Origin of the sequence: Alteromonas antoniana (assembly GCF_019249295.1) — a bacterium.
GTDB classification, from domain to species: domain Bacteria; phylum Pseudomonadota; class Gammaproteobacteria; order Enterobacterales; family Alteromonadaceae; genus Alteromonas; species Alteromonas antoniana.
Window position 1 is genome coordinate 38,393 of the sequence record NZ_JAESDH010000012.1, and the last position, 16,519, is coordinate 54,911.

Below are 16,519 nucleotides of genomic sequence, written 5' to 3' on the forward strand. Positions count from 1 at the left end.
AGCAGCCGGCCTTTTCGCCGGCTGTTTTTGTATTATGGACTATGTACTGATCACATCAAATGAAGATCTCGCTGAGGTCTGTGCACGGGCACAGCGCCATCAAGCTGTGGCTTTGGATACGGAATTTGTCAGAACCCGCACGCTGACCCCCCATCTGGGACTTATTCAGCTTTTCGATGGCCATCAACTGGTTTTGATCGATCCGCTGGCTATCACCGAGTTTGAACCCTTTATTCATTTACTTGAAAATCCGGACGTCACCAAGGTGTTGCATTCCTGCTCGGAAGATTTGGAAACGTTTTTAAGCTTTTTTGGCGTGATCCCGACGCCGGTTTTCGACACTCAGATTGCTGCCAGTATTCTTGGTTTGGGACCTACTTTAGGGTACGCCAAGCTGGTGGAAGAGTTATGTGGAGAAGTACTGGATAAGGGCGAGTCGCGTACTGACTGGCTGGCGCGTCCATTAAGTGCCAGTCAGCTGGTTTATGCCGCCAATGATGTGCTGTATTTGTTGCCTGCTTATGAACAGCTGAACAACATGATTATCGACCGCGGTAAGCGCCAGTGGGTGCTTGAAGAGGTCGAGCTATTGGCAATGAAAAAACGCGCAGAAATGCCTTTAGAATATGCCTACATGGTCATCAAAAATAACTGGCGGCTGTCTTCCCAGCAATTGTATGTATTAAAAGGGCTGGCGGCGTGGCGGTTAGCGAAGGCCAGAGAAAAAGATCTCGCGCTGAATTTTGTGTTTAAAGAAAACCATCTGTTCGACGTCGCGCAGAAGTTACCCACCAGTCGCAGTGCGCTAAACCGTATTCAGGGGATAAGCCCTCCCACCATGCGGCGCTATGCGGAGGTCGTAACGAACATCGTCAGCGATGCGCTGGATGAGTTTGACGCCATGCCTGACGCACAACACCCGACGGTTATCAGACGGCTGATTGATGTTCCTGAATACAAAAAGACATTGTCGGCACTCAAAGACGTGACCTCGCAAATAGCTGTCGAGCAGGGCGTGACGTCAGACGTGTTAGCATCTAAAAAACAGCTGAATCAGCTGTTAAAATGGTGGTGGTTTGATTTGTGCGAAACCCGTGTGCAGGGCTTACTGCCTGATTTATTGGTAGGTTGGCGCGCTCCGTTATTCAAGCCTGGCATTCATCGGGTTCTTGGTGAGCCCCCTACACATTAATTCCTGACAGGACCTTTCTATGTTGTGTGCAGTTTACAAAACGAAGAAGAAGTCGGGCATGTTTCTTTATGTCCCAGAAAAAGCCAAGTTTGATGAGGTGCCGGAGGCACTGATGAATCAGTTTGGACACCCTGAGCTGGTAATGATGTTGCCGCTGGATAAGCGCGAACGGCTTGGCACGGTGGATAAGCAAAAGCTGATAACAGCTCTGACTGAGCAAGGGTATTACCTGCAAATGCCGCCTAAAGAAGAAAATTTGCTGGAATCACACCGTGTGTCTCTGGGACTCGCGCCAAAGGCGGATGAAAAAAATGATGGGTAAAATTCGTCGTCTCGCTGCTGTGTTGAGCGTTGCCGTGTTTTTTTCAGCCGCTGCGGCGTCACAGGATAAAACGGAAGCAGGCTTTGCTGATTATCTGAAATCATTGAAAAACGAAGCAAGTGCAGCCGGTTTTTCGCAATCGTTGCTGGATGACGTCTTTGCTGACATTTCATTCAGACCCACGGTGGTCAAATCCGATAAAAACCAGCCTGAGCGTAAAATCACACTGGATAATTATCTGGAAACGCGTGTGCCTGACTGGAAAGTCAAGCAGGCAGTGGACAAGCTCAATGAACATCAGGCTTTACTAAAAGAGATTGGTGCCAAATATGGCGTACAGCCACGTTTTATTGTGGCGCTGTGGGGTAACGAGTCGAACTTTGGCAGGATCCAGGGCAGTTTTGATGTGTTATCTGCCTTATCGTCGTTAGCCTATGAAGGCCGCCGTGAAACGCTCTTCAAAAAGCAGTTTATGGCAGCGCTGACGATACTGGACGAGGGGCATATAAACCACAGTGATTTTAAAGGGTCCTGGGCAGGCGCTATGGGCCAAAGCCAGTTTATGCCAACATCGTTTCTCACTTACGCGGTCGACTACAATGGTGATGGAAAAAAAGATATCTGGAGCACGCCTGCAGATGTGTTTGCATCAATTGCCAATTTTCTTTCCTCAGAAGGCTGGAGAAGCGAACAAACCTGGGGGCGGCAGGTAAAAGTACAGCAAGAAGAGGCTTTCAGGTATGCAGGCCTGAGTAAAAACCATTATCAGTTACTGGATAGTTGGGAACAGCTTGGGGTTCGGCGTTACGACGGTAGCACTCTACCGAGTGTTGATATCAAGGCATCGTTGGTTATGCCTGACGGGCCTGAAGGACGCATTTATCTGGTCTACAATAACTTTCATACACTCATGAAGTGGAACCGCTCTTCTTACTTCGGCGTATCCGTGGGATACCTCTCAGACAGAATCAAGCGAGGTTATTAATCATGTACCTGCACCAGGATAATCTGGGTAACCCTATAGATTTGCCAGTAGGTAAGGTGGTCTGTGTGGGACGAAACTACCTCGATCACATTGACGAAATGCACTCTGCCGTGCCAGAAGAGCCACTGTTATTTATGAAGCCCAAAGCGGCATTGTGCGACATGTCTCAGCCATTGGTAATCCCACAGGATAAAGGAGAATGTCACAACGAGCTTGAGTTGGCGTTGTTGCTGAAACAGCCTCTGTGTAAAGCGGATAAGGAAGACGTTATCAGCGCTATTTGGGGAGTAGGACTTGCCCTGGATTTCACCCTGCGAGAGTTACAAAAAAATCTGAAGGAAAAAGGGTTGCCGTGGGAGCGATGCAAGTCTTTTGACTTTAGCTGTCCGGTGTCGGGCTTTGTGCCGTTCTCTCAAATCGCCGACGTGCAGGATCTTACGTTCTCACTGGCTGTGAACGGAGCGCAAAGACAGGCTGGCCACACTGCGCTTATGTTGCATAAGGTAGCTGAGCTGCTTTCCCATATGTCGCAGGTGTTTACACTGGATGCCGGCGATATCATTATCACCGGTACACCGAAGGGTGTCGATGCGCTGCATACGGGCGATGAGATTGAGGCTAAGTTGGACGGCCATCTTGCAGTATCTACCACGGTTGCGGGCCAATGACTGAGCGCTTCTGGGAAACGAAATCGTTGTCGGAAATGACACAGGCCGAGTGGGAGTCACTGTGCGATGGTTGTGCGAAGTGCTGTCTGCATAAGTTTATTGAAGACGACGATGCAGAAGAGGCCATGTCGACAGACACCATGCACGCAGAAGAGCAGGTGCATTACACCAATATCGTTTGCTCATTGCTGAATACCAAGAGTTGCGAGTGTTCCCAGTACGAGCGCCGCACAGAGCTGGTACCAGACTGTGTGAAACTGACCAAAGACAATCTTAAAGATATCTTTTTTATGCCGCCCAGCTGCGCGTATCGACGACTACACGAAGGCCGGGGATTACCCTCCTGGCATCCGCTTTTGAATAAAGGGAAAAAGCACGTGATGCATCAGAAGGGGATGTCGGTGCGCAATAAAACCGTGTTTGAATGTGATGTAGATTTAAACGAGTTCGAAGACTATATCGCTATTTGGCCACTGGAAGATATTGATTAATCATCGAAAACGTCGCGCAGGTGATTTAATTGCGCGACGCTTACGAAAGCGGTATCAGACCGTAATACTGTAGAGCAGGGCATCACGCCCAAAAATGCGCTTACGGCACAGACCCTCTTTTTCCGCGCCTAACTTTTCAACAACCCGCAAACTGGCTTTGTTGCCAGGTTCAATTAAGCATTCCAACCGATGCAGATTCATTTGTGAAAAAGCGAGTTTGATGAGGCTTTGGCAGAGCGCGACGGCTAACCCCTGGCCACAGGCGTCTGAACGGATCCAGTATCCCAGGTTCGCAGTCAGGTGCAATGGATGGAGGTAGTTGATGACCCCCATACCCAGGCACCTGTCCTCTTTCATCATCAGGTAAGTAATACCGTAATTTTGATGCCGGCTACTGTCGAGAGCCTGGATACATTGCTTCGTTGCTGCAACGGTAACCGGACACAAAGACGCTCCCAGCCATGGTTTGACATGCTGGGCCGACACCTGACCTGCCTCACATAAACTTTCTGTGTGTTTCATGCCGATTCGCTCGATATTGATGGGGCCCTGCTCAGTGCGAAGCGGCGGCAGGCGGGCTGGTAGAATGCTAAGATCAATCAAAAGGGCTTCTTATCCAGCAAGCGACAGGCAAATACGATCACAAACACAATAAAGTAGGCCGCAAACAAGATTTGCATCCACTCTGCCATTCCCATCGACATGAACTGCCAGCTATCTTCCATGCAGTCACCTTTGGCAGCGAAAACCGCAGGTAGCCACTCATGAAGTTGTAGCCATTCAGGGAAGTTGGGAACAATGCCACAACTGGCAAAAAACGGGTTTTTGGCATTTAGTATTTCGAGGTGCTCAGTAGCAAGCATGTAGCCCCAAGCGGACGATACCGCCCACCCAGCGAAACCCAAAAGCCGGGTCAGGCCGTTGTTAACAATTAACACTACCAGTGCAGCCAGGACGATGCCGTACATCGCGGTGCGCTGATAGATACACATAATGCAAGGCTCAAGCCCCATGCCGTATTGAAAGTACAAGGCCGCAATTTCCAATGCCGCCGCGCTAGCGAACAGCACAAACCACGATGATTTATGTTCCGCCCAGCGGCTTAATGCGCGTACCAAATTCATACTGGATCCTTAATGCTCATTCATAATGTCCGATGTCGCAGAGACGCTGTGATGATCGATCCAATGCATATCGTAAAGCCAGTCTGTGATATCGGCCAGACCCCAATAGGTAGCAAGCAACCCTACAATAGTCAGCACAATGGTATAAGGCAATGCCATCACAACCATGCGGCCATAGGAAAGACGCAGCAGCGGCGCAATGGCAGACGTTAACAGAAACAGAAATGCTGCCTGGCCGTTTGGCGTGGCGACGCTTGGCAAATTGGTTCCAGTGTTAATTGCCACCGCCAACATATCATACTGGTCCCGGGTAATTTGCCCATCATTCAGTGCTGCTGTGACTTCGGTGATATATACCGAGCCTACAAATACGTTGTCGCTGACCATAGAAAGTGCGCCGTTGGCAAGGTAAAACAAAACCATCTGTGTTTCGCCTTCATAACTTAGCACCCAATGAATAACCGGTTGGAACAAGCCTTGGTCGATAATGACAGCTACCACACCAAAGAACACGCACAATAGTGCTGTGAAAGGCAAGGCTTCTTCAAATGCTTTGCCCAGCGCGTGCTCTTCAATGACGCCGCTCATGGAGGTGGCGAGAATGATAACCGACAGACCAATTAGCCCGACGGAAGCCATATGCAGTGCCAGGCCTACAATCAGCCAGACGCCAATCAGTGCCTGAATACCCAGTTTAGCGGTATCGCGGGGGGTGCGAGCTTTATCCATATGGGTATTATAATCGACAAGAATTTTACGAACGTTGCCAGGTAATTGTGCGCCATAACCAAAAACTTTCGTTTTCTCAAGTAACACCGTTGTGGCCAGTCCTGCGATAAAAACCGGAATGGTCACAGGAGACATACGGATAAAGAATTCGATAAAATCCCATTCAGCCTTATCCGCAATAATCAGGTTTTGGGGTTCGCCCACCATCGTCATAACGCCGCCCAGCGCCGTTCCAACCGCAGAGTGCATCATCAGATTACGCAGGAATGCACGAAAGTTTTCCAAATCATCACGTCCCATATCCTGTACGCTTTGATCGCTGGTGTGGTCATGGTCGGAATGGAATTCTTTGCCCGAGGCCACCTTGTGGTAAATAGAGTAAAAACCCAGTCCAACTGCGATGATGACCGCTACCACAGTCAGGGCATCGAGAAAGGCTGACAGAAAAGCGGAAGCGAAAATAAACGAAAGCGACAAGATAAGCTTGTTTTTGACGTTAATAACCAGCTTGGTAAACAGAAACATCAAAAGGTCTTTCATAAAGTAAATACCGGCGACCATAAACACCAGTAGCAGCAGCACTTCCAAGTTGACCTCAATCTCGTGCATCATGTGGTTTGGTGAAGTCATGCCGATGAACATCGCCTCTATCAGCAAAAGGCCTCCCGGCTGCAGCGGGTAGCATTTCAATGCCATTGCCAGCGTGAAGATGAACTGTACTACCAGTGCCCAGCCAGCAATATAAGGGTCAGCCAAAAATATTATCGGGTTGACAATAAGAAAGGCGATGATGGTTTTTTTATACCAATCGGGGGCGTGGCCAAGAAAGTTTTGATAAACAGCTACGGTTAAAGAGGTCTGCATGATTCCTGTTCCTTTTACTGCAAGCAGGTTATTTATAGCACGTGTTGTAGCGATGGTTACTAAACATAGCTGATAATACGCCAAATTTTCCAGTTGTAATGGACTTTTACTTTCGACGTTAACCGCTGAATCGTACAGGAAAATACGCACCTGAGAAAGCATTGCCCCCTGTACCCTGTTCAGGCAGGCTGGACCTGGAGCACGCACTGTAGTTCCCGATTTCGCCAGATTGAGGTTTAATAACCCGCGACCTGTCATCACGCATTGTCATTAGAAACATCTGAGAGTCGGGGGGCAGAAAATGCCAATGCTATCGCCAGCACACGATATGGATTTAGGCTGGCGGCCGGATCCTGCTTTTATTAACCATCCTCGTTAGCGGTCTGCTTGTTTATCTTTTACCCCAGCACAGCGTTTACTTATGCAACGTTTCACGGTTTACTAAGAAAGTACTGATTAATTATCTGGCTAAGAATGAACATTGAGTTTTCTACTACCAAAGCGGTTTCAACGATGCAGTTTAAAGCCGTGCTGGAGGCCTCAACGTTGGGTAAGAGACGCCCGGTTGATGATCTTAAGTGCCTTGCAGGGATGCTGGCTAACAGCAATTTGCTGGTAACTGCATGGCATGAGGAGCGTTTGGTTGGCGTGGCGCGTTCAGTGACAGATTTTCATTATGCCTGCTACCTCTCCGATCTCGCTGTTGATGTGGACTATCAGAGCGCTGGAATTGGGCGGCGACTTCAGGCCATAACTAAAAGCCAGTTAGGGCCGCACTGTAAATTAATTCTCATTGCAGCGCCGCAGGCTGACGCATACTACGGCAAGCTGGGGTTCACGAAAAATCCCCGATGCTGGGTGTTGAACCCTGAGGCAGAAATAAAAAGTAACTAGGGCTTGTTGATGCTTTTTCGTCTCTTCCCTGATAAAAATCCAGTCGAGTTATGTTAATCAGTCTCATTTATGAAAGCCGGATAGAAAGACGATGCCACACGAAAATAATATAGCTACCAATCAGGGGCGAATTAACATTGGCCGGGACAGCCTTGCTGATGATGGAGTCACGCAACTGTTAAATCAGCATTTGTCTGAGATGCGTAATTATTCTCCTGTCGAAAGTATTCATGCGATTACACCCGAGCAACTCCGGCACCCGTCACTGACTTTCTGGTCGGCGAGAACCGACATCAAAGTGGTCGGCTGTGGCGCACTTAAGCACTACTCCGATGATACCGGAGAAGTAAAATCGATGAAAACGGATCCTGAGTACATACGCCAGGGAATTGCAGGTAGCATTTTAACCGTGATTATTGATGAGGCCAGAAAGAGAAACTACTCAAGCATTGCCCTGGAAACCGGGACGCATAAGGCATTTCACCCGGCAATTGCACTCTACAAACGTTTTGGGTTTGATGAGTGCGGCCCCTTTGGTGATTATCGGCTTGATCCATATAGTTGTTTTTTCAGGCTGTCATTGTAGAGATCAGTGGTTGCACAAACCTGGGATCAGCGCACTGTTATCAACGGAAGATAAGCTGGGAATTGAGTGCAGACGTCATCCTAACAGCCATCGCGTTGTAGGACTGTTATATAAAGCCAAACGTAGCAGTAAGAAGAGTTAAGGAGAAAGTAATGAAAGCATGGATAGTTCTGGCAAGCCTCTGTTTTAGTACGCTGTCGCAAGCCTCTTCTTTTGAGCAAAAAGTTCGGGAAGCGCAGGAGGCAATGGGAAAGCCTTTACAGCATGTTGATGTGCAACTGCTTTCCGGAGAGCCTGTTTCAATGTCTTCATTAGAAGGAAAAGAAACCGTTATTTATTTTTTTGCGTCCTGGTGCTCACCTTGCTATGGCGCGCTCAAAAATATTGAGTCGGTTCGCCAGCAGCAGCCACTTGCCGTAAACCTGGTCGCAATGGCACTGGATGAAGATGCCGAGGCGGTATCGTTAATGCTGAAGCAAACCGGATATACCGGCGTCGTATGGCAAGCCGTGGGCGGCGTCCAACCACTTCATCAGCGTGCTTTTGCGAATGGTGTGAAGGCATTACCGTATTTGATTAAGGTGGATGCCGATGGGCTTTTGGCTGAAAATAACTACAACATTAAAAGTGTGGCGCAATGGAAACGTGTGCTGGTGGACAATCAGTCTTTGCAGGACGCGATGCGTGAGGAGAACTAAACGGTGATGTTCAGATGCTGCACCTGACCAGAGAAAATATCCCGGCTGCACTGCGTACCCGCGGTGTCACACGATGAAGCCTGAAGAAACCGGCAAGGCCTACGACAGTATCACTGACCGCTGGGCAGAAGACCGTTTCAATATGAATAACGGTATCAGGCAACATCAGCTTGCGCTGAAATTTGCGAAAGGGAAAGGCGCGGCGTTGGATGTGGGGTGCGGCCGCACGGGAAGGTTCATTTCATTATTGCTTGCACAAGGATACAGCCCGCAAGGCATAGATATCTCAGAAAACATGTTGCAACTGGCAAAAGAGAAGCAGCCTGACATCCCGTTTTATCATGCGGACATCTGTTCCTGGGAGCTGCCAGAGCAATACCATTTTATTACGGCATGGGACAGCCTCTGGCATCTGCCTCTTACGCAGCAGGCGCCGGTGTTGCATAAGCTGATGTCTAATCTGGTACCCGGTGGTATTTTTATTTTCTCTTTCGGTGGCACCGATGAGCCCGGAGAACATGAGAATAATGCCATGGGCCCTACCGTTAGCTATTCCTCGTTGGGAACTACCGGCTTCCTGGATGTGGTAAAAGCGGCAGGATGTGTCTGTAAGCACTTAGAGTTTGATCAGTATCCGGAGCTTCACACTTACCTGATTGCACAAAAGCGCTGAGCCCCTCTGATATCTTCCAGGGGGCGCAGCATAAATCCTCTTATTTTCCGTGACGACGCCGGTTACCATTGAATGGTAAAAAGCCAGCAGTTACAGAATGGAACGCTACAACGTGCTCTTCTCATCCACTAACGCTGCCAGTTCGGCCGTGTTTTTGTGGTCTGGGTAGTGCTTTAGAAATGTCTCAAATTTCCGGTAAGCCTGCTCAATTCTGTTTTGCTCGAAAAGTGCCTTGATAAGCGCAGTTTCATATTCAGGGTGGGAAAAATGACTGGAGATGGTCTCCATCAAATCCAGCTCTCTTTGTTTATTTTCTTCCGATGCCAGTGCATAGGCGTAAAAGCCATATAACGCCAGATAATTCAGATCGTAATCTTCGGGAGATTTGGCTAGCGCCAGGTCGATAGCAACCACCCCGGTTTGCTTGGCCGTTGCTACCAGTTGCATGGTTGCCTCATCTTTGAATGGCTGTCTTGGTTTAGGCGTGACTCCCAACTTAAGTAACAGGGCTTCAGCAGCGCGTGGCACGGAAGAGGGGTTTTGCGCGGTGATCAGGTTGTCATCAGTAGCAACGAAGGGCAGCATAGGATCGTTATGCATGAACCTGGCACCATTTTCTGTCAGCTTGTCCTGAACCAGGAAAGGGAACATATCGATGTGTTCACCACTAAACGCCTGTTCCTCTATATTCGTAAAAGCATTTACTTGCTTACCGGCAACAAGAAACTGACCATCAGGAAGCGTGATATCTGCAATGGCTGCTGGTCCATGACAGACTGCCGCTATCATTTTTCGCTGTGCGGCAAACGTCGTCAACATAGCCTGCGTTGACGCCTCGCTGGGCAAGTCAAACATAGCGCCCGCACCGCCGACAATAAAAACGCCCTGGTAGTTATTGGAATCGATGCTATCGCTCGACAGCGTGTCTTTGAGCTGATGCAGTGCAATGGATTTAAAGCGCTGAATATACTCGAGATTGTCTTTGTTTGACTTGATCAGAACCGGGCCGCCTTTGGGCGTGGCGATATCGATGTTTACGCCGTTGTCATGCAGCACGAGGTAAGCCTGAGCTAACTCCTCAAGATCGTAACTGAGCTCAGGCTGAGCCTCGGTTCCATAGCCTGAAATTAACATCAGAACTCTGGTGTTAGTGTCATCCTGCGAAGCAAAAGCCTGGTGCAGTGGCAGCATTAGCAATAAAAGTGAAAAGTAAAGTTTGCGCATGGTCTGTCTCCAATAATGCGGGTGATGTCACGGCAAAGGTAGCGGAGCACATGTCGTTATTTTGTGAAGACGAAAAGTGAATGCGTCCCGACATTTTCTTCACATTTACTCTGTTAGCGTTAGCGCTTCCTGAATGAACAGAGAGAACATCATGAAGATAAAAGTGACAGGACTGCTATTGCTGGCGAGCGCTCTTATAAGCGGATGCACTGCTAACCACCTCGAAATTTTTCCAGAGCTCAGCGATCCGGCGCTTCGCAGTAAACAAATTGCCCCTGAAGCATTGCGTGGCGATGTTGATGCGTTTGTTTCCGGTGTTGTTGAGCGTCATCCTGACTTAACCCGTTACGCTGACTTGGATACGGTGTATCAACAGGCCGAGTCACTAAAGGCTGAGCTGAATGCGCCTATGACACGCACCGCTTTTTTCCAAAAGATAGGCGCACTTTCGCATCTGTTTAACGATGGGCATACTTTCCTGATTTGGCCCTTCCAGGAATACCAGGATTTGCAAGAAGCAGGCTCGCTGACATTCCCGTTTCACCTTGATGTTTTTCCCGAAGGCGTTTTTCTTAAATACGATTATCACTTTAAAGATAAGGCGCTTCCTAAAGGCAGCCAGTTGGTCAGTATTAATGGCATTGATGTGGAAGCTATATTCACAAAAACCCAGCAGTTTGTCGGAGGAGAAACGGAAACCCTGCGTAAACACACAGTAGCGAGCAGGTTTCCCATGATGCTGTGGGCGGTATTTGGCTTCGTCGGGCAGTTTGATGTTGAGCTGAATGTTGAGGGAAGAACAGAACACGTGAGCATTGTTCAGGGTGATGACTGGCAACAGGACAGCCCGGTGTCGGCAGGCGAAAATGCAGATCTTATCTATAAGCAACTGGATGACGAAACCGGTTATCTGAAAGTTGCTACGTTTGATGTATCCCCGGATTGGTTTGAGGAGTTTGTTGACAGCACTTTTCTTAAAATTAAACAGCAAAACGTGAAACAGCTGATTATCGACGTTCGTGAAAATATGGGGGGGAACACCGATACTGCAACCTATCTTGCCCGTTACCTTGCGTCTTCGCCTTTTCAGATGATTTCGTCGCTGCGTGAGCGCCTGAATGCCGATAACAGAGGCGTATTTAACTACCGGGGGGAAGTGGGTGACGTGCTGACAGAGCAGTGGGATGAATGGGTAGAGCCTGTGGACGTGGAACATCGATTTAAAGGGAATGCTTACGTATTGATTAGCCCGCTGAGCTATTCTTCTGCAATCGTTTTCGCCACAGCGGTGAAGGATAACCAGCTGGCAACGCTTGTCGGGCGTGAAACAGGTGGCTATGCTAATCAAACTGCACAGGGTAACCTTTTTAATTTACCTCACTCAGAGCTACGTGTTTATGTGGCAACGAGGTTGTTAGTGAGACCTGGTGGCGATCTTCAGGTCAGAGGCGTTATTCCGGACATTGCGGTGGCCGCAAACCGTGCGCAAATTGACGCGGGTGAAGATGCTGATATTGCGGCGGCACGTAAACACGCAGAAACAATAAAAAAGTAGAGTGAGCACGAAAATGTCTGCAAACGCGCATACAAGACTGTTACTTGTTGAAGATACCCGAGCGCTTGCCACGGAAATTTATGATTTTCTGGAAAGCGAGGGTATGGAAGTGGATTATGCCGAAACAGGAAAGCAGGCGTTGCGCTTACTCTCAGACAATCGTTACGATGTGGTGATACTGGACATCATGTTGCCTGATATGGACGGTGTCACCATTTGTGGCTTCATCAAAGATAATGTTGATCCTACGCCGCCCGTATTGATGATGACGGCGAGGGACAGCATTGAAGACAAAACCGTCGGTTTTGATGCAGGTGCAGATGACTATCTCACTAAGCCCTTTGATCAATATGAGCTGCTACTCCGATGCAAGGCACTTACCCGTCGACAGCAGTTGCATCAGTCACAGACTGTTCATATCGGCGACCTTAGCTTCAATGACCGGCAACAGCTTGCGCAGCGTAATGGGAAAGATCTGAAATTAAGCACTACGAATTTTAAAATTTTAGGTTTGCTTGTGAAGGCTTATCCTGATGCGGTTAGCAGGCAGGAAATAATTCATCAGGTATGGGGGGATGATTTTCCTGATACGGATGCACTTCGGTCTCACATCTATACGTTGAGGCAGGCGCTGGATAAGCCATTTAACACTGAAATGCTCAAAACCATACATGGTGTTGGGTTCAGATTGTCGGTGCAACATGGTGATTAAAGAATCCATCGAGAGCAGGATCCGATGGCTTATTATCAGCTTCACGGTGGTGGTATCTGTATTTTTTATCGGTCTTCTCGTAGTTTACGCTTGGGTGATAGAAGACAACATATTCAATCGCATCGTTTCTGAAGAAGCACGTTATATTGAACAGCAGTTTGATGAAACTGGCGAGCGGGTGACACCTCGTATTCCATTTATGTCGTTACATCGAGACTGGAAAGAGCTGCCTGAACACGTTCAGGTGCTCAGGCAGCAATCGCCCGAACGCATCGAATTTCCGCTAAACGATGGCGGAACCATACACATCAGGGAAGTGCAGCTTGGTAACACCAGCCAACTGCTTTCTGCCAATGTGTCTTCTTACGAAATTTCAAAGGTGTATCTGCCAAAACTCATCCCGTGGATCCTGTTTGTGCTTATTGTAGTGGTGCTGTGTGCCTATGTTCTGGCGCGTTACCTCGGCAGAATCGTGGTCTCGCCATTACAACAAATCACTACTGCGGTAATCCGCAATGAGGATTCAAAACCGCTTACCTTCGAGCATACGTTTACTGAAAATGAAATCGGCTATCTGGCACAGACTATTAGCAGCAGTTTTAACCGTTTACATGGGGCTTTGCAGCGAGAGTCTGACTTTTCGCGGGATATTAGTCATGAACTTCGCACCCCTGTTGCCATCGTGAAAATGGTCACCGGGCGGATCCGTGCAAACGAACCACTGAATGCAGATGCCATTAACAAAGTGAAGTCAGCGGTAAAGGAAATTGAGGATACGGTGGGGGTGTTACTGGCATTATCCCGGGAAGAGTCTGTGCAAAAAGAGCCCTTATCTTTGCTTCAGGAAGTTGAGCACTGCATTATCAATCACTTTGGGTTATCCAGAGTGGAAGGTGCCCAACTGGATATTGATATTCCTTCATCTTATCGCGTGGTGTGCAACAAAAACCTGTTGCATATGATGCTGAACAACCTCATCAACAATGTTGTGAATCACGCCAGTGTCGTAGTATTAAATATTACGCTTACCGGACACCGCTTTACGTTCAGTAATCCAGTTGATGCAACGCCTCCTGACGACGTTCTGTCTCCAAACGTGAAAGCCAGTCATAGTGGGGGGCTGGGGCAGGGCTTACATTTGGTGAAGCGAATATGTGAAAGGTATGGATGGAAGGTGACGGTGACGACTGCCGACACCGAATTTGTCTTGTCTGTGACCTTCTCCTGATTACAGGTTTCGTTGTTTGCCTGAATCTTTTACTTAGCCAGAGCCGGGGCGTTCTCACAGAGATAAGTTGAAAATGCCCTGGTCGCCTCTGATACGCCGGTTCGGGAGGGAAGTAGTATCGATAGCTGAGCATTCGCCGTCGTGTATTCCGGCAATACTCTTATCAGAGACCCGTTGGCGACTTCCTCCTTACAGACGTAGGAAGGCAGAGATACGATCCCACCTCCGTGCTCTGAAGCGTGCTTCAGTGTCCACATATCGTCAGAACACAAACCTGGCGTATACGTAATGTCAGTTTGCTCTCCCTGCACGTGGCGCAAGGTCCAGGTTTTTTCTTTGGACTGCCAGCCAAACCCGAGCGATTTTAGTCCGGATAAATCATCGGGCGTGCGTATCGTGAAATTCAGCGCTGATAAAAATGAAGGACTGGCAAACAGTTGCCATTCAACCACAGCCAGCTTTTTCTGAATATAGCTTGAATCCGGTAAGCTGGCACTATGCCCCCTGATCACCATATCGAAACCAGCAGGAATAATATCGACATAGTCGTTTGAAACATGCTGCCTGATAACCACGTCCGGGTGTTCGTCGCTGAAGCCTGTGACTAAATCCTTAAGAAGAAAATTTGCCACACCCACTGAACTGCTCAACGTTACGGTTCCGGCGAGCGTATCGCTTTTCTCCAGAACGGCATTTTCAGCAACTTCCATCGCATCAATCACTTTTCTGGCGCAAAGATAAAAAGCGTCACCGGCTTCGGTCGTGTTGAAATGTCTCGACGTTCTTTGCAGCAGTCTTTGCCCTAGTCTTTCTTCCAGCTTTGCAACATGCCGACTGATTTTTGACTTGGGAATATTCAGCGCCTTGGACGCGCTTGAGTAGCCCTGGTGCTCCACGACTTTCACAAAGTAAAAGTAGTCATTGATATCTATCATTTTCAAGGCTTCCCGAAACGTTCCATTTTTAAAACGATGTGTTCATATTTTAAGCGTTTATTCGTGCGGCATTGCGCTCTAGTATTTCATCATCTTAACAAAAAAGGTGATACGTCATGACTGCTATCAAATCAATTATTGAAAATAACGATCAGGGAGTAGCGGGTTTATACAAAAAGGTGGCGGGAAAGCCTTTCACAGTGGGTGAGTCCTTTCAGGCACTGGCTTTCAGACATGCCGATTTTGAAGCCGGGTTTGATCCGCTGATAATGGTTGATCATTACACTATGACCGGCTCGACATTTGGTGCACATCCGCATGCAGGACTGTCTGCAGTATCGGTAATTTTCGAAGATTCTGTCGGCAAATTTCATAACAGAGATTCGTTAGGAAACGATTTTGATCTTGAGCCTGGTGATCTCTACTGGCTAAAAGCGGGATCCGGCGTGTTTCACGATGAAGAGCCCAGAGAAAATGCCAAAATTCATGGTCTTCAGATTTTTGTCAATATGCCAAACCACAGCAAAGATGATGCACCCGTCTCATTGCACGTGAAAGCGAAAGATATTCCCATCATCTGCGAGAACGGCGCCCGGGTGCGCGTGCTTCTGGGGGAATCTAATGGAAAGCAGTCGGCTCAATCCCCGTCCACCCCCCTGACGATCCTTGATGGCGAAGTAGAGATCAGTAAGCGCTTTAAGTTTGATGTTGATGCAGGCGCTGGTGCCTGGATCTATGCGGTGTCAGGAACATTGCAGGTGGACACGGGCACTTCGGTCATGGTGTTGAAAGAAGGCTCATCGGTCTCGTTGCGCAGCGCATCGGGGAAACAGAGCGTCAGCCTTATCAATATCGGCCTCACTAATAGCCACTTTGCGGTGTTATCAGGAAAGCCTCTGAATGAGACTTTTGTGCAGCAAGGGCCTCTGGTTGCGGCAGATCCTTTCGCGATGGAAAAAGTTGTTGAAAGAAAAGAAACAGGGCAATTCGGAAGCATTCCGGCGAAGTCCTGAACCCCGGCAGTGCGTGCCAAAAAGTAATACTACTAAGGAGAAAATTATGACATTTCGAGAAAAATCAGCATGGTTAATGATGGTAATTACGTTATTTGTCGGAGGGTATATGGCACTGGAAGTAGGGCTGACGTTTTTAGCACAGCAACACGCTCCGCCTGTTCTGCCACTGTTCATTGGCTTAACCGTGAGCCTGATTAGCCTGAGTATTGTCGGGCAAATTGTATTAACTGTTATTTACCGGCAGGAAGCTGAACTAAGACCGGATGAAAGGGAGAAGAAGATCGTTAGCAGAGCACAGTCTATAGCGGGCCTCTTCCTGAGTTTGGGGATTGTAGTCTCATTAGTGCTGTATCTTTTTCAAAACGACGGCAACGCGCTGTTTTATGCCTGCTTATTCAGTCTGGTTGTTGCGCAGTTGGCTGAATATAGCGCGCAAATCGTGAGTTTTCGCAGAAGCGTGTAACCGGGAGCATGAGAAGTACGCGGACTTACACCAGTAGGTAGAAAGAGTCTTCACCGGGCGTAAAAAGCAGCGCTGATAATACCGATTTCAACCTGTGTCTGGTGGGTCATTTACTTAACAAAACACCACATCACGGCACTTAACGCCTTTCTATCCAAGA

19 protein-coding genes are annotated in these 16,519 nt (G+C 48.3%); 14 read left to right on the top strand and 5 right to left on the bottom strand.

Translation table 11 applies throughout. The features are described 5' to 3' along the window. Window positions 1–34 precede the first annotated feature (34 nt). From rnd to JKP77_RS11560, 5 genes are read left to right on the top strand one after another with little or no spacing between them, the layout of a single operon-like run. Window positions 35–1,192 (top strand): ribonuclease D, encoded by a 1,158-nt coding sequence (rnd, locus tag JKP77_RS11540; RefSeq protein ID WP_218311362.1) that lies wholly within the window; start codon window positions 35–37, stop codon window positions 1,190–1,192. A 19-nt stretch (window positions 1,193–1,211) separates the two neighbouring features. Next, a complete protein-coding gene (locus tag JKP77_RS11545) occupies window positions 1,212–1,514 on the top strand; it encodes a YcgL domain-containing protein (protein ID WP_218311364.1) in 303 nt (100 codons plus the stop codon). Further along, window positions 1,504–2,499: a lytic murein transglycosylase gene (locus tag JKP77_RS11550; protein WP_218311365.1), complete on the top strand. Its 996-nt coding sequence runs from the start codon at window positions 1,504–1,506 to the stop codon at window positions 2,497–2,499. The genes JKP77_RS11545 and JKP77_RS11550 overlap by 11 nt, the downstream gene beginning before the upstream one ends. Before the next feature lie 2 nt (window positions 2,500–2,501). After that, window positions 2,502–3,167 (top strand): fumarylacetoacetate hydrolase family protein, encoded by a 666-nt coding sequence (locus JKP77_RS11555; protein ID WP_218311367.1) that lies wholly within the window; start codon window positions 2,502–2,504, stop codon window positions 3,165–3,167. Then, window positions 3,164–3,658: a YcgN family cysteine cluster protein gene (locus tag JKP77_RS11560; RefSeq protein ID WP_218311369.1), complete on the top strand. Its 495-nt coding sequence runs from the start codon at window positions 3,164–3,166 to the stop codon at window positions 3,656–3,658. The genes JKP77_RS11555 and JKP77_RS11560 overlap by 4 nt, the downstream gene beginning before the upstream one ends. Window positions 3,659–3,712: 54 nt before the next feature. Here the strand turns inward: JKP77_RS11560 and JKP77_RS11565 are convergent, their stop codons facing one another. Genes JKP77_RS11565 through nhaB form a run of 3 tightly spaced genes read right to left on the bottom strand, consistent with a single transcriptional unit; the run spans window position 3,713 to window position 6,375 of the window. Then, window positions 3,713–4,261 carry a GNAT family N-acetyltransferase gene (locus JKP77_RS11565; protein ID WP_218311370.1) on the bottom strand — a complete coding sequence of 183 codons (549 nt, stop codon included), beginning with the start codon at window positions 4,259–4,261 and terminating at the stop codon, window positions 3,713–3,715. Next, window positions 4,258–4,782: a disulfide bond formation protein DsbB gene (dsbB, locus tag JKP77_RS11570; RefSeq protein ID WP_218311372.1), complete on the bottom strand. Its 525-nt coding sequence runs from the start codon at window positions 4,780–4,782 to the stop codon at window positions 4,258–4,260. Before dsbB ends, JKP77_RS11565 begins: the two co-directional genes overlap by 4 nt. Before the next feature lie 9 nt (window positions 4,783–4,791). Next, window positions 4,792–6,375: a sodium/proton antiporter NhaB gene (nhaB, locus tag JKP77_RS11575; RefSeq protein ID WP_218311374.1), complete on the bottom strand. Its 1,584-nt coding sequence runs from the start codon at window positions 6,373–6,375 to the stop codon at window positions 4,792–4,794. A gap of 474 nt (window positions 6,376–6,849) precedes the next feature. Between nhaB and JKP77_RS11580 the strand changes: the two genes are divergently transcribed. The 4 genes from JKP77_RS11580 (at window position 6,850) to JKP77_RS11595 (ending at window position 9,226) form a co-directional block, all read left to right on the top strand. Continuing rightward, entirely contained in the window at window positions 6,850–7,269 is a 420-nt protein-coding gene (locus tag JKP77_RS11580; protein WP_218311376.1) for a GNAT family N-acetyltransferase, read from the top strand. Window positions 7,270–7,360: 91 nt separating this feature from the next. Continuing rightward, window positions 7,361–7,855 (top strand): GNAT family N-acetyltransferase, encoded by a 495-nt coding sequence (locus JKP77_RS11585; RefSeq protein WP_218311378.1) that lies wholly within the window; start codon window positions 7,361–7,363, stop codon window positions 7,853–7,855. Window positions 7,856–8,007: 152 nt separating this feature from the next. Continuing rightward, the gene (locus tag JKP77_RS11590) at window positions 8,008–8,553 is read left to right on the top strand and encodes a TlpA family protein disulfide reductase (RefSeq protein ID WP_218311380.1); all 546 of its coding nucleotides are present in this window, start codon (window positions 8,008–8,010) and stop codon (window positions 8,551–8,553) included. Window positions 8,554–8,626: 73 nt separating this feature from the next. Further along, on the top strand, window positions 8,627–9,226 hold the full coding sequence (locus tag JKP77_RS11595; RefSeq protein WP_218311382.1) for a class I SAM-dependent DNA methyltransferase: 600 nt from the start codon (window positions 8,627–8,629) through the stop codon (window positions 9,224–9,226). Window positions 9,227–9,331: 105 nt separating this feature from the next. On the opposite strand, the gene JKP77_RS11600 is transcribed toward JKP77_RS11595, so the two are convergent. Next, complete coding sequence (locus tag JKP77_RS11600) at window positions 9,332–10,450, bottom strand: type 1 glutamine amidotransferase domain-containing protein (protein WP_218311384.1); 1,119 nt, start codon at window positions 10,448–10,450, stop codon at window positions 9,332–9,334. Window positions 10,451–10,601: 151 nt separating this feature from the next. Between JKP77_RS11600 and JKP77_RS11605 the strand changes: the two genes are divergently transcribed. The 3 genes from JKP77_RS11605 to JKP77_RS11615 are packed head-to-tail and all read left to right on the top strand — an operon-like array spanning window position 10,602 to window position 13,945. Then, a complete protein-coding gene (locus JKP77_RS11605) occupies window positions 10,602–12,005 on the top strand; it encodes a S41 family peptidase (RefSeq protein ID WP_218311386.1) in 1,404 nt (467 codons plus the stop codon). A 13-nt stretch (window positions 12,006–12,018) separates the two neighbouring features. After that, window positions 12,019–12,717 (top strand): response regulator transcription factor, encoded by a 699-nt coding sequence (locus JKP77_RS11610; protein ID WP_218311388.1) that lies wholly within the window; start codon window positions 12,019–12,021, stop codon window positions 12,715–12,717. Next, the gene (locus JKP77_RS11615) at window positions 12,707–13,945 is read left to right on the top strand and encodes a sensor histidine kinase (RefSeq protein WP_218311389.1); all 1,239 of its coding nucleotides are present in this window, start codon (window positions 12,707–12,709) and stop codon (window positions 13,943–13,945) included. Before JKP77_RS11610 ends, JKP77_RS11615 begins: the two co-directional genes overlap by 11 nt. A 29-nt stretch (window positions 13,946–13,974) precedes the next feature. Here the strand turns inward: JKP77_RS11615 and JKP77_RS11620 are convergent, their stop codons facing one another. Beyond that, window positions 13,975–14,880, bottom strand: coding sequence for a LysR substrate-binding domain-containing protein (locus JKP77_RS11620; RefSeq protein WP_218311391.1), 906 nt, complete (start codon window positions 14,878–14,880; stop codon window positions 13,975–13,977). Between the two features lie 116 nt (window positions 14,881–14,996). On the opposite strand from JKP77_RS11620, the gene JKP77_RS11625 reads away from it, so the two are divergent. Then, window positions 14,997–15,893, top strand: a complete 897-nt coding sequence (locus JKP77_RS11625; RefSeq protein ID WP_218311393.1) for a pirin family protein — start codon at window positions 14,997–14,999, stop codon at window positions 15,891–15,893. Between the two features lie 46 nt (window positions 15,894–15,939). Continuing rightward, a complete protein-coding gene (locus tag JKP77_RS11630; protein ID WP_218311395.1) occupies window positions 15,940–16,359 on the top strand; it encodes a hypothetical protein in 420 nt (139 codons plus the stop codon). The last annotated feature ends 160 nt before the right edge of the window (window positions 16,360–16,519 follow it).